Consider the following 17,592-nt stretch of genomic DNA (forward strand, 5'->3'; position numbering starts at 1 on the left):
AGACGATGTCTCGACACCGCGCGCTGCGGACGAAGGTGCGGCGCGGAATCGCGAAGTGGCCCGTCGCCATCGTCGGCGTGGTCGTGCTCCTGGTCCTCGGGTACTTCGCCTACACCTGGGTGGGCGGCATCGTGGAACGCCGCGCCGCCGCGCAGGCGGGCGACTGCCGGCAGGGCGACGCCTCGCTCCGGATCGCCGCGACGCCCAGCGTCGCCGACGCGGTGCGCCAGGCCGCCGAGTCGTGGAGCAAGGGCCGCCCGGTCGTCTACGACCACTGCATCCAGGTCGAGGTGCAGGCCATCCACTCCGACGTGGTGCTGCAGAGCCTCACCCAGGGCTGGGACGAGGCCAAGCTCGGCCCGCGACCGCACGCGTGGGTGACCGACTCGATGCTGTGGGCCAACCGGCTCGGCGCGCAGAACCGGGCGCTGCTCGGCGCGCAGCCGGTGTCCATCGCGGCCAGCCCGGTGCTGCTGGCGCTGCCCCAGGAGGGCGCGCAGGCGGTGCAGGCCGGTGTCGGGTTCCGCTGGACCGACCTGCCCGAGGTGACCTCGGCGGCGGGCGGCTGGGCCCGGTTCGGCAAGCCCGAGTGGGGCGATTTCAAGGTCGCCATGCCCGACCCGGCCACCAACGCGGCCACCGCGATGGTGATCCAGTCGGCGCTGGCCGGCGCGAGCCCGGACGGCAAGGGCCCGGTCACCACCGAGATGCTGGCGCTCGACCCGGTGAAGGCCACCCTCGGCCGGCTCACCGCGTCCAAGCCCGAGCAGACGCCCACCACCACGTGGGGCGCGCTGTCCCAGCTCGCCGACAAGCCGGGCGTGAACGCGTCCGGGTTCAGCGCGGTGCCGGTGTCCGAGGTCGACCTGTACCGGCACAACACCGGCAAGGACGGCGGGGCCGCGCCGTTGCAGCCGCTGTACGGGGTGGCGGCCGGTGGGCCGTCCCCGGTGGCCGACTTCCCGTTCGTGCCGCTGGCCGGCGACTGGGTCGGCGAGGCGCAGGTGCGCGCGGCCCAGGCGTTCCGCGAGTTCCTGCTGGAGGACGCGCAGCAGCGGACGCTGGCCGGCGCGGGCCTGCGGGTGGACGCCACGACCGACCGGCCCAAGCCGTCGCCGGGCATCCGGTGGGCGACCATGACCGACAAGCTGGTGCCCGCCGACGCCACCACCGCGCAGCAGATCTCCGCCGCGTGGGCCACCGCCGACAACGGCCAGTCGGTGACCGTGCTGGTGGACGTGTCGAAGTCGATGGAGGAGCCCGGCGGCGACGGCAAGTCGCGGATGGCCTGGGTCAAGGACGCGCTGTCCGGCCAGGTGAACCGGTCGGTGTCGGGCTCGCTGGGCCTGTGGGAGTTCTCCCGGTCGCTCGACGGCGAGAAGCCCTACCGGCAGCTGGTCGGGACCGGGCCGGTGGTCGGGCAGAAGCAGCGGCTGCTCGACGGCGTGGCCGGGCTGCGGCCGCAGAGCGCCACCCAGCTCTACACCAGCGTGGCGGCGCTGTACGAGAAGACCCTGGCGGACTACCAGCCGGGCAAGCGCAACCGGATCATCGTGCTGACCGACGGGGCCAACGACGGCGGGCTGACCTTCGCGCAGCTCAAGACCGAGCTGGCCCGGCTCAGGCAGGACGGCAAGGACATCGCGATCAGCGTGCTGGCGATCGGGCCGGACCCGGAGCGCCCGCCGCTGGGCGAACTCACCCGGACCAGCGGCGGCACGCTGTCGGTGGTCGACGACGGCCGGGGCGTGGACGCCGCGCTGGCCCAGCTCCTGTCCGCCTGACGGTCGGCTGGTTGTACTGCCTGGGGGGTTGTGAACGGTCCGACGTCCCGGTCGGATGATCTCGGGATGAAGGGCCCCGCCCACGCCTGCGGCGCGACACCCTCGCCGCCGGCGGCATCACCCACCAACGCACCCGCCCCCCACCGGCCCCACCTGTCCGAAACCGAACGCCGGACGGCACTGCCGCGCCGACAGCACACCTGCAATCACCACCACAGCCACACCGCACCGGGCGGCCGACCACCAGCCCGCCGCGTCCCCAACCTCACCGGGCAGTACAGCTAGTCCGGCTCGCCGGGCCGGCCGTCGCGGCCCGGATCGCCCGGCCGGTCGAGGGCCTGGAGCCGGACGTGGCCGCCCACGGCGTCGTCCGCCGCAGCGGCCAGGACCGCGTCCAGCAGGTTCGGGAAGCGGGCGGCCAGGTCGTCGCGGCGCAGCCGGATGAAGCAGCGGGTGCCCTCCTCGCGGCTCGCGGTCACGCCCGCCGCGCGCAGCGTCCGCAGGTGGTGGCTCAGCGTCGACTTGGCCACCGGGGCGTCGAACTCGCCGAAGTTGCGCTCGACGCCGTCGGCCAGCAGCCGCACCAGGCCGACCCGCAGCGGGTCGCTCAGCGCGGCCATCACCTCGGTCAGCCGGAGCTGGTCGGCGGGCAGGTCGGAGTCCTTGTGGCGCACCCGGCCATGCTACCTCGTTCGATGATTTGCGAACTTCGAACAAGTACCGCTAGGTTATTCGATGTTAGGCGAACATCGAACAAAAACATGGGGTGGCTATGGAACTCACCGGACAGGTCGCGCTCGTCACCGGCAGCACGGCGGGGATCGGGCGCGCCGCCGCCCGGCTGCTGGCGGCCGACGGCGCGGAGGTCGTCGTGACCGGGCGCGACGCCGCGCGCGGGGCCGAGACCGTCGCGGAGATCGAGGCGGACGGCGGGCGGGCGCGGTTCGTGGCGGTCGACCTCGCCGACCCGACGTCCGTGCGGCGGCTGGCCGACGCGGCGGGCGAGGTGGACGTGCTGGTCAACAACGCGGGCATCTTCCCGTTCGCGCCCACCGTCGAGCAGCGCCCCGAGGTCTACCAGGAGCTGTTCGACGTGAACGTGCGCGCGCTGTTCTTCCTGACCGCCGCCCTCGTCCCGGCGATGATCGCCAAGGGCGCGGGCAGCATCGTCAACGTGTCCACCATCTCGACCGGGGTGGGCACCCCCGGCGCGGCCGTCTACGCCGCGACCAAGGGCGCGGTCGACGCGCTGACCCGCACGTGGGCCGTGGAGTTCGGCGGTCACGGCGTGCGGGTGAACACGGTCTCGCCGGGCCCGACCCTCACCGAGACCGTCAAGGCGGCCAACTCCGACATCGCCGAGCAGATGGGCAAGGCCAGCGCCCTCGGCCGGGCCGCCGAGCCGCACGAGATCGCCGAGGCCGTGCGGTACCTGGCCGGGCCGCGCGCGACCTACGTGACCGGCGCGACGATCGTGGTCGACGGCGGTCGCCTGGTCGTCTGACCAGCACACGGCTCGACGTGGTCACGGCGGTCCCGCGCACGCGCGGCGCGCGGCCACGCCGGGCCGACGCTCACCGGCACCTGCTGCGCGATTCGCTCAGGCCCGCCGTCGTCGTCGAGCGGCAGCGGGCGGCCGGGTTCGCGTGCGACGGCGGGACCGCGTGGACCGGGTCCGGGGTGCCGGGGCCGCGCTTCGGGGGTGCGGACGGCGATCGCCGCGTCGTCCGGGGTCGGACGTCGACCGGCCGGCTGCGCCTGGTCGACCGGGGTGTCGAGGCCCGGCGCTGCGCTGTGCCCGCCGGACCGGCGACGAGGTTGCCCCGGTCCACCACTGCCGCCGACGGAAATCTCTGGTCGGGAACGGTTCCGGCCGCACGACCCGGCCCGCCGGGCCGTGCGCGAGGGCGGTCCGCACACCTGGTCGGTGCTCGCCGCCGGGGCTCGCCTGCCGACCGCCGGCGCTGATCGGGCGGCGGCGGGTCGAGCCGTTCGGCGGTGAGCGACCCGTTCGGCGTGCGGGCCGCCTCGGAGGACGACCGGATGCCGTGGCGGAGGGGCTCAGGCGTAGACGGCCGCCATCGCGGCGACCGTCGCCCTGACCCGGTCGCGCAGCTCGGGCGGCTCGACCACCTCGGCCTCCGCGCCCAGCCGCAGGCAGTCCAGGTGGGCGTGGTCCAGCGACTCGACCGGCACCCGGACCGTCGTCCACTCCCCCGCCGGCTCCACCTCGGCCAGCACCCGGCCGGCCGCCAGGCCCAGCAGGACCCGTGCCCGCCGCAGCCCGTCGCCGGTCAGCCGGACGGTGATCTCCACCGGGTACATCCGCTCCTCGAACCGCGCCGACCACCGCGCCCAGAACACCGCCAGGTCGAAGCCCTCCGGGCGGTCGAACTCCTCCTGGGTGGCGTGCAGCTCCAGCACCCGCGACACCCGGTAGGTCCGCAGCTCCCCGGACGTCTCCACGACCACGTACCAGAGCCCCGCCTTCAGCACGAGCCCGAGCGGCGCGACCACCCGCTCCACCTCGGTACCCGGGCCGCCCCATCGCCGGTACCGCACCCGCAGCCGCCGCCGGCTCCACACCGCGTCCGCGATCGCCGCCAGGAACGGCATCTCCTCGGCCTGCCGGAACCACCCCGACGTGTCCAGGTGGAACCGCTCGCGGACGCGCCCGGCCCGCGAGCGCAGCTCCGGCGGCAGCGCGGCGAGCAGCTTGAGCTGCGCGGCGGCCACCACCGCGCCCAACCCCAGCTCGGCCGCCGGTCCGGGCAGGCCGGCCAGGAACAGCGACTCCGCCTCCTCGCCGGTCAGCCCGGTGAGCCGGGTGCGGTAGCCGTCCACCAGCCGGTAGCCGCCCGCCGGGCCGCGCTCGGCGTAGACCGGGACGCCGGCCGAACCGAGCGCCTCGACGTCCCGGTAGACCGTGCGGACCGAGACCTCCAGCTCGTCGGCCAGCTCCCGCGCGGTCAGCCGGCCGCGCGACTGGAGCAGCAGGAGCAGCGAGAGCAACCGGCCGGCGCGCATGACCCGATTGTCGCCCACCACCTGACACCGGCTGTCAGGTAGTGGCCGCAGGATGCCCCCATGAGCACCCGAGCGACCGGCACCGCCGAGATGAAGTCCTGGGACGAGCACACCTGGGACGGCAAGCGCTACGACGAGGTCACCGGCCCGAAGCAGACCACCGGTGGCATGACCACGGCGTACCGGGGCGACCTGGTGGGCACCGGGGAGATGCGGTTCCTGATGTCCTACCCGGACGACGAGACCTGCCGGTCGGTCGGCTACGAGGTGGTGACCGGCACCCTGGCGGGCCGCTCCGGCACGTTCGTGCTGGAGCACCTCGGCGGCTACCGCGACGGCGTCGCGGAGGGCACGTTCACCGTCGTCTCCGCCACCGGCGACCTGGCCGGCCTGACCGGCACCGGCTCGATCCACTGGTACCAGGACCGGCCCGGCAGCTACACCGCGGAGTACCACCTGGCGTGAATTCCACCGACCGAAAACCCGGCCGGGACGAAGTCCGGAAAAGCATTGCGCGCAAGCCCGGCGTCGGGCATTCTTGGGCTACCCGAGGAACAGCGAAGGAGTGCGGAGATGGCTGGCAAGTGGCAGCAGGAGGCGCAGCGCCGACTCCGCGCGACGACCTGCACCCGCCAGGCCCGACTCGGCATGATGCCCTGTCGACAGCACCTGCTGCTTCTCCTGAGCTGCGCGGACTCCCTACCGTGACGTAGTCGCCGTCACCGCGACAGGGAGCCGCCCATCGGGAAACCGATCCGGGCGGCTTCTTCGTTCCCGGACCCGGAGCACCCGTCCACCCCGGCCCCGGACCTTCGCCGGGAATGGCCTCCGCAAGCCGTGCGGACCATTTTCCGGGGCGACCCTGTTATTCGGTGCACACCATTTTCCAGCCATTCTCCGAGGCCCTGTTCGACGTGCTCGAAAAACTTCATCACGCGGCTTTGGCCCAACCGGCAGAGGCACCTGGCCGAGATCCAGCCCAGTCGGGGTTCGACTCCCCGAAGCCGCATGCCCCCATAGCCCAACGGAAGAGGCAACGCGCTCAGAACGCGTCCAGTCCAGGTTCGAATCCCGGTGGGGGCACGCACGACCCGCACGATGCCCGTTGGTCCAGCACGGCACGGACGCCGCGCTCTGAACGCGGAGACCGAGGTTCGAACCCTCGACGGGCAGCACGGCACCCGACCGCCCAGGCGGTCACCCCGCGCGTGGCCCGGTGGCCGACTGGGGTTCATGTCCCCGGAGCGCCTGGTTCGACCCCAGGACGCGCGACGAGGCACGGCACCCGCCGTGCCCACGGCCCACGTCACGACGGTCGTGAGGCGGTCTGCAAAGCCGTCGATTCCGGGTTCGACTCCCGGGTGGGCCTCGACCGTGCGCACCACGGGCCGGCACTCGCCGGGCCGGCACTACCGGGCCGCCGAAACGGCGCACGCCGGCAGGCACTGGGCCTGCCGGCGTGCGCCGGGAGAACGGGACGTCAGCCGCCGTAGGCGGAGACCGGGGGGCAGGAGCAGACCAGGTTGCGGTCGCCCTTGGCACCGTCGATGCGGCGGACCGGGGGCCAGATCTTCGGGGCCGCCGAGCCCGCCGGGAACACCGCCACCTCGCGGCTGTACGGGTGGTCCCACTCGCCGGTCACCGACGCCGCCGTGTGCGGCGCGTTGCGCAGCGGGTTGTCGTCGACCGGCCACTCGCCCGAGCCCACGCGGTCGATCTCGCCCTTGATCGCGATCATCGCGTCGATGAACCGGTCGATCTCGGCCAGGTCCTCGGACTCGGTCGGCTCCACCATCAGCGTGCCCGCCACCGGGAACGACATGGTCGGCGCGTGCAGGCCGTAGTCGGCCAGCCGCTTGGCCACGTCGTCCACGGTCACGCCGGTCGCCTTGGTGATCGGCCGCAGGTCCAGGATGCACTCGTGGGCCACGAAACCGCCCTCGCCGGTGTAGAGCACCGGGAAGTGCTCGTCCAGCCGCCGGGCCACGTAGTTCGCCGCCGCGACCGCGGTCAGCGTCGCCCGGCGCAGGCCGTCGCCGCCCATCATCCGCACGTACGCCCACGAGATCGGCAGGATGGACGCCGAACCCCACGGCGCGGCGCTGATCGGGCCGACGCCGGTCGCCGGGCCCGCGGTCGGCTGCAACGGGTGGTTGGGCAGGAACGGCGCGAGGTGCGAGCGCACGCCGATCGGGCCGACGCCGGGGCCGCCGCCGCCGTGCGGGATGCAGAAGGTCTTGTGCAGGTTCAGGTGCGACACGTCCGACCCGAACTTGCCGTACTGGGCCAGGCCGATCAGCGCGTTGAGGTTCGCGCCGTCCACGTACACCTGGCCGCCGGCCTCGTGCACCAGGCCGCACACCTCGCGCACGGTGTCCTCGTACACGCCGTGCGTGGACGGGTAGGTGATCATGATCGCGGCCAGGTCGTCGCGGTGCGCCTCGACCGTCTCGCGCAGGTGGCCCAGGTCGACGTTGCCCTTGTCGTCGCACTTCACCACGACCACCCGCATCCCGGCCATCACGGCGGACGCCGCGTTGGTGCCGTGCGCGGAGGACGGGATCAGGCACACGTCGCGGTGCGCGTTGTCGTTGGCCCGGTGGTAGGCGCGGATCGCCAGCAGGCCCGCGAACTCGCCCTGGCTGCCCGCGTTGGGCTGCAACGACACCGCGTCGTAGCCGGTCACCTCGGCCAGCCACGACTCCAGGTCCGTCACCAGCGACAGCAGGCCCTCGGCGTCGGAGGCCGGCGCGAACGGGTGCAGCTCGGCGAACTCGGGCCAGGTGATGGCCTCCATCTCGGCCGTGGCGTTGAGCTTCATGGTGCACGAGCCGAGCGGGATCATGCTGCGGTCCAGCGCGACGTCCTTGTCCGACAACGCCCGCAGGTAGCGCAGCAGCGCGGTCTCCGAGCGGTGCGCGTGGAACACCGGGTGGGTCAGGTAGTCGCTGGTGCGGCGCAGGTCGGCGGGGATGCCGTCGGCGGTGTCGGCGTCCAGGGCGTCGACGTCGGACACGGTCACGCCGAACGCCCGCCACACGGCGGTCAGGTCCTCGCGGGTCGTCGTCTCGTCGCAGGCGATCGACACCGTGTCGGCGTCCACCTGCCACAGGTTCACGCCCAGCTCGCGGGCGGCGGCCACGATCGCGGCGGCCCGGCCCTCGACGCGCGCCTGCACGGTGTCGAAGAACTCGCCGTGCACGACCTCGATCGCGGCCTCGCACAGGCCGGCGGCCAGCACGGTCGCCATCCGGTGGGCGCGGGTCGCGATCGCGCGCAGGCCCTCCGGGCCGTGGTAGACGGCGTACATGGAGGCGATCACGGCGAGCAGCACCTGCGCGGTGCAGATGTTGCTGGTCGCCTTCTCGCGGCGGATGTGCTGCTCGCGGGTCTGCAACGCCAGCCGGTAGGCGCGGTTGCCGTCGGCGTCCACCGACACGCCGACCAGCCGGCCGGGCAGCTGCCGCTCCAGGCCGGTGCGGACGGCCATGTACCCGGCGTGCGGGCCGCCGAAGCCCATCGGCACGCCGAAGCGCTGGGTGGTGCCGACCACGACGTCCGCGCCGATCTCGCCGGGCGGGCGCAGCAGCGCCAGCGCCAGCAGGTCGGCGGCCACCACGGCCTGCGCGCCGGCCGCGTGGATCTCCGCGATCAGCGCCTCCTGGTCGCGCACCACGCCGGACGCGCCGGGGTAGGACAGCAGCACGCCGAAGTAGTCGCCGCCCAGGCCGAGGCCCTCCAGGCCCTGCGACAGGTCGGCGGTGACGATCTCGATGCCCAGCGGCTCGGCGCGGGTCTCGATCACCGCGAGCGTCTGCGGCAGCGTGTCCTGGTCCACCACGAACTTGGTCGACTTGCTCTTGCCCGCGCGGCGGACCAGCGTCATCGCCTCGGCGGCGGCGGTGGACTCGTCCAGCATCGACGAGTTGGCCAGCGCCAGACCGGTCAGGTCGGCCACCACGGTCTGGAAGTTCAGCAGCGCCTCCAGCCGGCCCTGCGAGATCTCCGGCTGGTAGGGCGTGTAGGCGGTGTACCAGGCCGGGCTCTCCAGCACGTTGCGGCGGATCACCGGCGGGGTGGTGGTGCCGTAGTAGCCCAGGCCGATCATCTGCTTGAGCGGCTTGTTGCGGCCGGCCAGGGCGCGCAGCTCGGCCAGCGCCTCGGTCTCCGTGGCGGGCGCGGGCAGGTCCAGCACCAGTTCGCGCTCCCGGATCGACTCGGGTACCGCGCGCTGCGCCAGCTCCTCCAGGGAACCGACGCCGATCACGTCGAGGATGCGGGCCAGCTCCGCCGGCCGGGGGCCGACGTGGCGGTCGGCGAAGGGGGTGCCGTGCTCAAGAGCGGCGAGGGGGATGCGGTCCTGCGTCATAGATACGCCTCCGGGGCTACGGGCACACTTCTGCCGTTGCCCTCCCCCTCTGTCTTCTGCCCGTCCGGGCGCCTGAGAGCTTCACCCGGCCGTCAGCGGGCCGGGCTTGCACCGTCGGCGGGGTCGGCGAACCGACCCGCTTTCCAGAGGCGTCTCACCCGCGCGGTCCTTGCGCCTGAGAGGTTCCGGGGAGGATTTGCTCCTTCGGCGCCGAGACGTGCTCGGACTCTCCCGCGCGGGATAAAGCGACTACCCGCGAATGATACCCGGACCAGGGCCGGAGCCCGACCCGGACGCGACGCGGATCTCAGCCGGTGGCCCGCGTCCGCCGCCGGCGGGACAGCTCGTCGTTCGGGGTCTCGTCGATCTCCAGTCCGTCCGCGCGCTCGGCGGGGAACTCGTGGATGGTGCCGCTGATCTCCCGCATCGCCCCGCTGACCGCGATCCCGAACACGCCCTGACCGCCTTGCAGCAGGTCGACGACCTCCTCCGGCGAGGTGCACTCGTAGACCGTCGTGCCGTCGCTGAACAGCGTGATCCGGGCCAGGTCCTGGACGCCGCGGCGGCGCAGGTGGTCGACCGCGACCCGGATGTTCTGCAACGAGACCCCGGTGTCCAGCAGCCGCTTGACCACCTTGAGCACCAGGATGTCCTTGAACGAGTACAGCCGCTGGCTGCCTGAGCCCTGGGCACTCCTTATGGTCGGGTTGACCAGTCCGGTGCGGGCCCAGTAGTCGAGCTGGCGGTAGGTGATCCCCGCGATCTGGCACGCGGCGGGGCCCCGGTAGCCCACGAGTTCATCCGGCAGCGAGGAGTCCGGGAACAGCTCACCCTGTTCGCCGGATCCGGCCCGGATGGCTTCCTCGACCACGCCTGCCTCCCCTCGGTCCGGCCACGACAGCCGGCGACCAACGTGAAGCCGCCCCGGCGCCGAAATCACACCGTGGCAATTCACCTGAGTTCGACGGTAAGACCGGCTAGGGGGCAGGTCAACGCGACGCGCTGAGCGTGTCGCGTCTCAACCTCACGTTGAGGTTGAGAGAGTCGCCCGTTGTAAGCCATTCGGGTGACGTTTAGTGATCGTTTAGCCGATCACTGCTGACGTTGTGTAATCCGGTGGTGTGACACCGGGGGGTGGCACGCGGGGTTGATCCACAACTCACCGCACACACCACGAGGGGCCGACCCGACTCGCGGCCGGACCACCGGCCCCTCGTGGCCCACCCGGCACACGAACCGACGACAGACCCACTCACAGCCCGCCACCGGACGCTCGACGTGCGCTCCGACGGCCCGCCTGGAGAGCCCCGGGACACCCCGACGCGGCACACGCGAGGGGCCGTTGCGACCCGCGCGACGAGACCTCCCGGCGGCGCGCGGACGCGGTCGGGCGCGATGGGGCCCGTGAACGCGCGAAAGCCCGGAGCGAGCGCTCCGGGCCGCCCGTCCGGCCTCGCGGGCCGGACGCCTCCGTCGAACCTCGCCGCCCTCGGGCGGCTCCCGCACGGCGCTCCTAGGTGTCCGCGCCGCGGAAGTCCTCCGGCGAGACCGAGTCGAGGAACTCGCGGAACTTCTCCACCTCGTCCTCCTGCTCGTCCGGGATGATCAGGCCCGCCTCGGCCAGCACCGACTCCTCGGCGTGGATCGGCACGCCGATCCGCAGCGCCAGCGCCACCGAGTCGCTCGGACGCGCCGACACCCGCACGTCTCCGTCGAACACCAGCTCGGCGAAGTACGTGCCCTCCTGCAAGTCGGTGATCCGGACTTGTTCCAGGTTGCGGCCCAACGCCCCGATGACGTCCTTGAGCAGGTCGTGGGTCAGTGGCCGCGCCGGACGCACGCCCTGTTGTTCCAGGGCGATGGCGGTGGCCTCCACCGAGCCGATCCAGATCGGCAGGTAGCGCTCGCCCTCGGTTTCGCGCAGCAGCAGGATCGGCTGGTTGGCGGGCAGCTCCACCCGCACGCCGACGACGCGCATCTCGCTCATCGGGTATCGCCTCCCTCAGCGCGCTGAAATTCTGGCGTCCCCGCTATCCCACGAGGATCCCCCACGTACCCATTCGACGCTACCCGCCAAGCGGGCCTTGTGCGCAACACCTGGTATCCGCGATCACCATGCGGACCCCGGTTCACCTGGGCGAAACCCGCCCACCGGCGACGTCGCGCAGCCCGGTCTTCACCAGGAGTGTGTGCAGCGTTACGGAAAGCGCCGCCAACTCGCGGACGAGTTCGTCGGCGCGCGCCCGCGCCCTCGGGTCGCGTTGCCGGTACAGCGGTGCCACGACCTGCTCGACCAGGCCGACTTCGCGGTCCGCGGCGGCCCGGAACGCCCGCAGGTGGCGCGGTTCCAGGCCGAACCCGGTCATCGCGCGCACGGTGGTGGCGATCTGCACGGCCTCCTGGTCGTAGAACCCGGCCGCGCCCGCCCTGATCAGGCCGTGCTGCTCCAACTCCGCCAGCAGCGCCCCGTCCAGCCCGGAGCGGGCCAGCAGGTCCTCCCGCGTGAGCCGGTTCGGGGACCCGCCGGCGAACTGCTCGGCGGTCGGCGCGCCGTCCACCGCGCGCAGCACCCGACCCGGTGCCGGCGCGCCCGCGTCCGCCGCGTCCAACTGCTCCTTGATGACCTTCAGCGGCAGGTAGCGGTCGCGCTGGGCCGCCAGCACGTACCTCAGCCGCTCGACATCGGCCGTGGTGAACTGGCGGTACCCCGAGGCGGTGCGTGCCGGGCGGACCAGACCCTCCGACTCCAGGAAACGGATCTTGGAGATCGTGACGTCGGGGAATTCCGATCGCAACTGCGCGAGCACCGCGCCGATGCTCAACCCCCCGCGCTGTGGCCGCCCGGCCGCCGTCACTGCGCCCCCTGACCCCCGGCGCCCGGACCGGTCAGGAACACGAGGCGGAACTTGCCGATCTGCACCTCGTCGCCGTTGGCGAGGACCGCCTGGTCGACGGGCTCGCGGTTGACGTAGGTGCCGTTGAGGCTGCCCACGTCGATCACCACGAACTCGCCGCCTTCACGGCGGAACTCGGCGTGCCGGCGGGACACCGTCACGTCGTCGAGGAAGATGTCGCTGTCGGGGTGCCGGCCCGCGCTGGTGGTGTCCCGGTCCAGCAGGAACCGCGAACCCGCGTTCGGCCCGCGCTTGACCACGAGCAGGGCGGACCCCGCCGGCAGCGCGTCGACACCGGCGACGGCCGGCTCCTGGGCGGGCGCCTCGGCACCCTCAACTTCGGCGAGGAAGTCGGCCCGGAAAACGGAGGTCCGCTCCGGGGACTGCTCCGGCGGAACGCCTGGCCCGTCGTTCGTGCTCACCTGAGCTCTCCTCCTGCTGCTGGAAGCGTCGAGACCGCTAGAACCTATCGTGCCCGAACCCTGGTCCGAGGAGCGGCTCCCCCACCGACCGAAGATCCGACGGAAGATCGACGTCACCCCTGCGCCGCCAGCTCCTGGTACGCGGCGGCGTCGAGCAGGTCGTCGACCGCGGTCGGGTCCTCCAGCCGCAGCTCCACCAGCCAACCCTCGCCGTACGGGTCGGAGTTGACCAGGTCGGGCTGCTGGTCGAGCGAGTCGTTGCGGGTCACGACCTCGCCGGCGAGCGGCGCGTAGATGTCGGACACGCTCTTGGTGGACTCCACCTCACCGAGGGTCTGGCCCGCGGTGACCTGCTCCCCGAGTTCCGGGAGCTGGACGAACACGACTTCGCCGAGTTGCTCTTGGGCGTAGTCGGTGATGCCGACGCGCACGGTGTCGTCACCGGTGCGCAACACCCACTCGTGCTCCTCGGTGTACTTGAGCTCCTCGGGAATCACCGCGGTGTGCTCCTTCATGACGGTGGATCTTCGCTGCCGGATCTTCCCACGGCCCGTTCAGGCGGGTACGACCCCCGGCGGTCGACGTAGGGCGAGGGAGAACTGGTACACGTACAGCGCCCCCGACCACAAGTAGAGCGCACCGCCCCACACCATGAACGCGTAGGCCACCGGTCGGACGACCTCGGCGGCGGTCGACGTGCCCTGGGCGAGCAGCAGCATGGGGAACGCGTAGAGCAGGTTGAAGGTCGCGCCCTTGCCGAGGTAGCTGACCTCGAACGGCCCGTAGCCGCGGCGGCGCAGCACCGGCAGGCACGCGCCGACCACGAGTTCCCGGCCGACCAGCACCGCCGCCACCCACCACGGCACGATGTCGCGGACCACGAACGCGACCAGGGTGGCCAGGATGTAGAGCCGGTCCGCGGCCGGGTCGAGCAGCGCGCCCAGCCGGCTCATCTGGTCCAGCCAGCGGGCGACCTTGCCGTCCAGCCAGTCCGACAGGCCCGCGGCGACCAGCACGACCACCGCCCAGCCGTCCGCCTGCGGGCCGAGCAGCAGGTACAGGAACAACGGGACGCCGAGCAGCCGGAGCACGCTGAGCGCGTTCGGGATGGTCAGCCACCGGTCTGCGGGGTCTTGCGGCACACCCGGAACTGTAGAGCCGGCCGGGGGGACCGGGCACGGCACGGGTGTTGTCCGGGCCGTGCCCGGCGTGGTCCTCCGGGCAGGCGTGACCACCCGGTCCGGTGACCGGGGGTGCGTGGGGGTGGCCCGAGCCTCGGACTCTGGGGGACCCGGCGCGCCGTCAGCACGGGGAGTCCGAGGGTTCGGTGGAGCGGGCGGTCCGCGTTCCGGTCAGTGGGACCGGGTGCGGCTCCAGCCACGGCGTTGCAACTGCTCGCCGCTGAGCGCCTGCGGGCGACCTCGGTCGTCCACGCCGACCCAGCGGGCTCGGAAACCTTCGAGCACGTAGGCGTGGCCCTTGCTCCAGACCACGCTGCACGGGGCTGTGGGCAGCGTTCCCGCGCCGGTGGAGACAGCGCGCGCCGCCCTGCGCTTCGCGGGCTCGGACTCGGTTTCCGTTCTGGTGCTCATCGTCAATCCCTCCGTACGGGGTGTCGCCCGCGCCCATCGCGGCGTTATCCCCTGCTCAGGATTGTGCGGGAACTGTGGCGTCCGCCACCCCTGATTTGCGGTAAGTCTCGCTTATCGGGCGGTTCGGTCGCCGAGTTGCGCGACACCCTTCCCCTCAGGTGTAGCCCGCCGGCCCGGGATCGAACCGTTCACCGTGCGTCATCCGCCGCCGGACGACCGTCCGACTACACTGAGGCTGATCAAGACGCCATCTGCCCGCTTGTGGTGTCCGGGAGGGCTCCGTACGGTGGGTGGCGCAGCGGTTGAGCCAACAGCCGCGCCGGGGAAGCTCCGGCTTACGGGCCATTAGTGTCGCCACGCTGCATATACGTGCTCGGCGCTGCCGCACGCCTGGGCTTCCCTCCCCAGCAGTTCATCAGTGAAGAGGAGTCCTCGTGACGGTGCAGGATCCGAACGTCGTGGCGACGAGCGGAGCCGGGTCCGCCGCGGACGGCACGCGTACCGCGCGGGTGGTCCGCTCGGTGGACCGGCCGGTGGACGGTGTCTCGGTCGTGGCCGTCGGTGGTGAGATCGACATGCTGACCGCGCCGGAGTTGCGCGCGGACGTGCTCGGTCGGCTGGACGACGGCAACACGTTGGTGCTCGACATGTCCGCGGTGAGCTTCCTCGGCTCGGCCGGGCTGGCCGTGCTGGTGGAGGCGTCCCAGCACGCGCAGCGGCGCGGGACGGCGTTCCGGGTGGTCGCGGTGGAGCGCGCGGTGATCCGGCCGCTGGCCGCGACCGGGCTCGGCGAGGTGTTCAGCGTGCACGGCTCGGTGGCCGAGGCGCTGGCGGCGGTGCGGGCGGCGGATGGCGAATCGTCGGCGGGCTAGCGTGCGTCACCAGGTCGACGACCTGGTCCACGCCGGCCGCGACCAGCGCGGTGTGCGCGGGGCCGTGCTCCGGTGCCCGAACCACCAGCCGGTTGCCGGCGGCGGCCGCGGCTTCGGCGATGCCGCGCAGGCCGCGCACGACCCCCTCGACCCGCGTCCCCAGGGCGCGCAGGTCGACCACGACGGGCACGGACCCGCCTCGGGCGGCGGTCAGGATGCGCCGCCGGACGGCGGGCCCGTCGCGCGCGGGCACGTCGCCGAGCACGACGACCTCGACCCACCCGGCCCGTTCGACCACCACGACCTGGTCCGGCGGCGACGGCCGGTACGTGCCGCGGGTGGTGTGCCGGGCGGCCAGCACCAGCGTGACGCGGGTGCCGCCGGCGGACCGGTCCACGTGCACCTCGTCCACGTTCTCGCGCATCAGCAGCAGGCCCCGGCCGCGATCGGACAGCGCGACCGGCGGCACCCGCCACGCGCCCTCGTCGGCCACCACCACCCGCACCCGGCCGTCGGGCCGGGCGTCGGCGGCGACCCGGACCACGCCGGGCGCGCCGGGCGGGTAGGCGTGCTCGACGGAGTTGCTCATCGCTTCGTTGACCGCTGTGACCAGGTCGTACCGGTCGTCGTCGGGTACCCCGACGGTGGCCAGCCACGCGTCGAGTCGCACGCGGACCTCCGAGAGCCGCGTGGCGGCGGCCGGGAACTCGACCCCCCAGCGGCGGTCCGCGAGTCTTTCGCTCAAAAGCCCTCCCAGTGATGCTTCAACGGGTCTTCCCGGTGAGCGCGGGCCTTACACGTGTGAGGACCTGTCCGATCGGGTACCGATAGCTTCAGCACCATCGAGACAGAACGGACGATGAGGTGAGCGTGTCGCACACGGAGCCGCAGAGCGGCGAGTCGGATGACCCCTTGGCCGGGGTGGAGTTGCGGATGGCGGCCGATCCCACGCAGCTGTCGATCGTCCGAGCGGTGGCGGCGGACATCGCCATGCGCCAGGACTTCGACCTGGATTCGATCGAGGACCTGAAGCTGGCGGTGGACGAGGCGTGCTCCACGCTGATCTCGCTGGCCGCGCCGAGCGCGGTGCTCAGCGCCCGGTTCCTGGTCGCGGGTGGTGCGGTGCAGGTGTTCACCACGGTCGGTTCGAAGCGGTCCGCGCCGCCGGACCGGGACAGCTTCGGCTGGCGGGTGCTCAGCGCGCTGGTGGACTCGGTCACGACCTGGGTGGCGCCCCGGTCGGACGCCTACGAAGTGCACATCGACCTGGTCAAGCGGTCGCAGGGGACGGCGTGACGGCGTCCGAAAACGGGGGCACGACACGTTCGCAGGGGGATTACGACCACCTGGCTCCGCTGTTCGTCCGGCTCGCCGAGACCGAGAAGGGCACGCCGGAGCGCGAGCGGCTGCGGGACGAACTGGTCACCGAGCACCTGCCGGTGGCCAAGCACATCGCCCGGCGCTTCGGCCACCGCGGCGAGCCCTACGACGACCTGGTGCAGGTGGCCACGGTCGGCCTGATCAACGCCGTGGACCGGTTCGACCCGGAGCGGGGCAGCGACTTCCTGTCCTTCGCGGTGCCGACGATCATGGGCGAGGTGCGGAAGTACTTCCGCGATTCGAGCTGGTCGGTGCGGATGCCGCGGCGGCTCAAGGAGCTGCACCTGGCGATCAACGCCGGGTCGTCGCGGCTGTCCCAGCAGCTGGGGCGCGCCCCGACGCCGTCGGAGCTGGCCGAGCACCTGGGGTTGTCGCGCGACGAGATCCACGAGGGTCTGGCTGCGGGCAACGCCTACCACAGCGCGTCGCTGGACGACCTGCTCACGGCCGACGAGAGTTCCATCTCGCTGGGCAGCACGCTCGGCGAGGAGGACCCGGAGATCGAGGCGATCGAGCAGCGGGAGGCGCTGCACCCGCTGCTGGAGAAGCTGCCGGAGCGGGAGCGCAAGATCGTCGTGATGCGGTTCTTCGGCAACATGACGCAGACCCAGATCGCGCAGAAGGTCGGGATCTCGCAGATGCACGTGTCGCGGCTGCTGGCCAAGACGCTGCGGCAGCTGCGCGACGGCCTCACCGAGTAGCGGGCAGCGGCACGACGAACAGCGGGGCCGGTCGGGATTCCGACCGGCCCCGCTGTCGTTGCTCTCGTCGCACCGCGGACGACCGGGGCTCGTGGCCGGTGCGTCGCGGGCCGGCGGTTCAGGGGACGCCGCCGGCCGCGGGTCGTGCCCCACCCGGGCAGGGGGCCGCCGGGTGGGGGTGTCGGTGGTCAGGCCGCGGTGTGGCTGCGGTCGGAGTCGTGCCGGCGGGCCGCGGTGATCAGCCGGCGGCGCTCGTCCTCGCCCATGCCGCCCCACACGCCGTAGGGCTCCTGGGCGGCCAGCGCGTGCCGCCGGCACTCCAGCAGCACCGGGCAGCGCCCGCAGAGCTGCTTGGCCCGCTCCTCGCGGGCCGTGCGGGCGGAGCCGCGCTCGTTGTCCGGGTGGAAGAAGACCGCGCTGTCACGGCCTCGGCAGAGTCCCTCCTTCTGCCAGTCCCACACGTCGGTGACTGGCTTCGGCAGGCGCGCGGTGCTGGTCATGACGGACATACCCCCTGCTGGAGTCGTTTCAGGTGCGATCAAGACGTACCC

The 17,592-nt window shown here is 72.6% G+C and carries 19 protein-coding genes, 4 tRNA genes, 1 pseudogene and 1 riboswitch; of the genes and pseudogenes, 12 read left to right on the forward strand and 12 right to left on the reverse strand.

Annotated elements, in window-relative coordinates; genetic code table 11:
* Positions 1 to 5: 5 nt before the first annotated feature.
* Together AC0HI0_RS23110 and AC0HI0_RS23115 are read left to right on the forward strand one after the other, a co-directional pair.
* Positions 6 to 1,784, forward strand: coding sequence for a substrate-binding domain-containing protein (locus AC0HI0_RS23110; RefSeq protein WP_480925589.1), 1,779 nt, complete (start codon positions 6 to 8; stop codon positions 1,782 to 1,784).
* Positions 1,785 to 1,967: 183 nt separating this feature from the next.
* Positions 1,968 to 2,069 (forward strand): annotated as a pseudogene (locus tag AC0HI0_RS23115) (IS481 family transposase); the annotation flags it as partial.
* On the opposite strand, the gene AC0HI0_RS23120 reads toward AC0HI0_RS23115, so the two are convergent.
* Positions 2,066 to 2,458, reverse strand: coding sequence for an ArsR/SmtB family transcription factor (locus AC0HI0_RS23120; protein ID WP_480925590.1), 393 nt, complete (start codon positions 2,456 to 2,458; stop codon positions 2,066 to 2,068). The pseudogene AC0HI0_RS23115 and the gene AC0HI0_RS23120 sit on opposite strands and share 4 nt — an antisense overlap.
* A 98-nt stretch (positions 2,459 to 2,556) precedes the next feature.
* Between AC0HI0_RS23120 and AC0HI0_RS23125 the strand changes: the two genes are divergently transcribed.
* Entirely contained in the window at positions 2,557 to 3,288 is a 732-nt protein-coding gene (locus AC0HI0_RS23125; protein WP_480925591.1) for an SDR family NAD(P)-dependent oxidoreductase, read from the forward strand.
* Between the two features lie 557 nt (positions 3,289 to 3,845).
* On the opposite strand, the gene AC0HI0_RS23130 is transcribed toward AC0HI0_RS23125, so the two are convergent.
* Complete coding sequence (locus AC0HI0_RS23130) at positions 3,846 to 4,811, reverse strand: helix-turn-helix transcriptional regulator (protein WP_480925592.1); 966 nt, start codon at positions 4,809 to 4,811, stop codon at positions 3,846 to 3,848.
* A gap of 60 nt (positions 4,812 to 4,871) precedes the next feature.
* Between AC0HI0_RS23130 and AC0HI0_RS23135 the strand changes: the two genes are divergently transcribed.
* The 6 genes from AC0HI0_RS23135 (at position 4,872) to AC0HI0_RS23160 (ending at position 6,180) form a co-directional block, all read left to right on the forward strand.
* Entirely contained in the window at positions 4,872 to 5,276 is a 405-nt protein-coding gene (locus AC0HI0_RS23135) for a DUF3224 domain-containing protein (protein ID WP_480925593.1), read from the forward strand.
* Between the two features lie 108 nt (positions 5,277 to 5,384).
* Positions 5,385 to 5,519, forward strand: coding sequence for a hypothetical protein (locus AC0HI0_RS23140; protein ID WP_480925594.1), 135 nt, complete (start codon positions 5,385 to 5,387; stop codon positions 5,517 to 5,519).
* A 227-nt stretch (positions 5,520 to 5,746) separates the two neighbouring features.
* Positions 5,747 to 5,820 (forward strand) — tRNA-Leu (locus tag AC0HI0_RS23145).
* Between the two features lies 1 nt (position 5,821).
* Positions 5,822 to 5,894: transfer RNA gene (locus AC0HI0_RS23150), tRNA-Leu, on the forward strand.
* A gap of 16 nt (positions 5,895 to 5,910) precedes the next feature.
* Positions 5,911 to 5,984, forward strand: a tRNA-Gln gene (locus AC0HI0_RS23155).
* Positions 5,985 to 6,109: 125 nt separating this feature from the next.
* Positions 6,110 to 6,180, forward strand: a tRNA-Cys gene (locus AC0HI0_RS23160).
* 111 nt (positions 6,181 to 6,291) lie between these two features.
* On the opposite strand, the gene gcvP is transcribed toward AC0HI0_RS23160, so the two are convergent.
* The 8 genes from gcvP to AC0HI0_RS23200 form a co-directional block, all read right to left on the reverse strand.
* Positions 6,292 to 9,180, reverse strand: a complete 2,889-nt coding sequence (gene gcvP / locus AC0HI0_RS23165) for an aminomethyl-transferring glycine dehydrogenase (RefSeq protein WP_480925595.1) — start codon at positions 9,178 to 9,180, stop codon at positions 6,292 to 6,294.
* A gap of 153 nt (positions 9,181 to 9,333) precedes the next feature.
* Positions 9,334 to 9,424, reverse strand: a riboswitch (glycine riboswitch).
* Between the two features lie 63 nt (positions 9,425 to 9,487).
* The gene (locus tag AC0HI0_RS23170; protein WP_480925596.1) at positions 9,488 to 10,051 is read right to left on the reverse strand and encodes a MerR family transcriptional regulator; all 564 of its coding nucleotides are present in this window, start codon (positions 10,049 to 10,051) and stop codon (positions 9,488 to 9,490) included.
* A 642-nt stretch (positions 10,052 to 10,693) separates the two neighbouring features.
* Complete coding sequence (locus AC0HI0_RS23175) at positions 10,694 to 11,167, reverse strand: bifunctional nuclease family protein (protein WP_015103830.1); 474 nt, start codon at positions 11,165 to 11,167, stop codon at positions 10,694 to 10,696.
* Between the two features lie 142 nt (positions 11,168 to 11,309).
* The gene (gene ftsR, locus AC0HI0_RS23180) at positions 11,310 to 12,035 is read right to left on the reverse strand and encodes a transcriptional regulator FtsR (protein ID WP_480925597.1); all 726 of its coding nucleotides are present in this window, start codon (positions 12,033 to 12,035) and stop codon (positions 11,310 to 11,312) included.
* Complete coding sequence (gene garA, locus AC0HI0_RS23185; protein WP_015103832.1) at positions 12,032 to 12,496, reverse strand: glycogen accumulation regulator GarA; 465 nt, start codon at positions 12,494 to 12,496, stop codon at positions 12,032 to 12,034. Before garA ends, ftsR begins: the two co-directional genes overlap by 4 nt.
* Before the next feature lie 113 nt (positions 12,497 to 12,609).
* Positions 12,610 to 13,011, reverse strand: a complete 402-nt coding sequence (gene gcvH, locus AC0HI0_RS23190) for a glycine cleavage system protein GcvH (protein ID WP_480925598.1) — start codon at positions 13,009 to 13,011, stop codon at positions 12,610 to 12,612.
* Positions 13,012 to 13,050: 39 nt separating this feature from the next.
* Positions 13,051 to 13,638: a cardiolipin synthase ClsA gene (gene clsA / locus AC0HI0_RS23195; protein WP_480925599.1), complete on the reverse strand. Its 588-nt coding sequence runs from the start codon at positions 13,636 to 13,638 to the stop codon at positions 13,051 to 13,053.
* Between the two features lie 210 nt (positions 13,639 to 13,848).
* Positions 13,849 to 14,088, reverse strand: coding sequence for a hypothetical protein (locus tag AC0HI0_RS23200; RefSeq protein WP_480925600.1), 240 nt, complete (start codon positions 14,086 to 14,088; stop codon positions 13,849 to 13,851).
* Positions 14,089 to 14,522: 434 nt separating this feature from the next.
* On the opposite strand from AC0HI0_RS23200, the gene AC0HI0_RS23205 reads away from it, so the two are divergent.
* Positions 14,523 to 14,960, forward strand: coding sequence for an STAS domain-containing protein (locus AC0HI0_RS23205; protein ID WP_480925601.1), 438 nt, complete (start codon positions 14,523 to 14,525; stop codon positions 14,958 to 14,960).
* Here the strand turns inward: AC0HI0_RS23205 and AC0HI0_RS23210 are convergent.
* Complete coding sequence (locus AC0HI0_RS23210; RefSeq protein WP_480925602.1) at positions 14,887 to 15,705, reverse strand: ATP-binding protein; 819 nt, start codon at positions 15,703 to 15,705, stop codon at positions 14,887 to 14,889. The genes AC0HI0_RS23205 and AC0HI0_RS23210 overlap by 74 nt on opposite strands.
* 125 nt (positions 15,706 to 15,830) lie before the next feature.
* Here AC0HI0_RS23210 and AC0HI0_RS23215 point away from each other — a divergent pair, with 125 nt between their 5' ends.
* On the forward strand, positions 15,831 to 16,256 hold the full coding sequence (locus tag AC0HI0_RS23215; RefSeq protein ID WP_480925603.1) for an ATP-binding protein: 426 nt from the start codon (positions 15,831 to 15,833) through the stop codon (positions 16,254 to 16,256).
* Positions 16,253 to 17,041: a SigB/SigF/SigG family RNA polymerase sigma factor gene (locus AC0HI0_RS23220; protein ID WP_480925604.1), complete on the forward strand. Its 789-nt coding sequence runs from the start codon at positions 16,253 to 16,255 to the stop codon at positions 17,039 to 17,041. Before AC0HI0_RS23215 ends, AC0HI0_RS23220 begins: the two co-directional genes overlap by 4 nt.
* Positions 17,042 to 17,229: 188 nt before the next feature.
* On the opposite strand, the gene AC0HI0_RS23225 is transcribed toward AC0HI0_RS23220, so the two are convergent.
* A complete protein-coding gene (locus tag AC0HI0_RS23225) occupies positions 17,230 to 17,541 on the reverse strand; it encodes a WhiB family transcriptional regulator (protein WP_480925605.1) in 312 nt (103 codons plus the stop codon).
* Between the last annotated feature and the right edge of the window lie 51 nt (positions 17,542 to 17,592).

The organism is Saccharothrix sp. NBAS 001 (assembly GCF_056640475.1).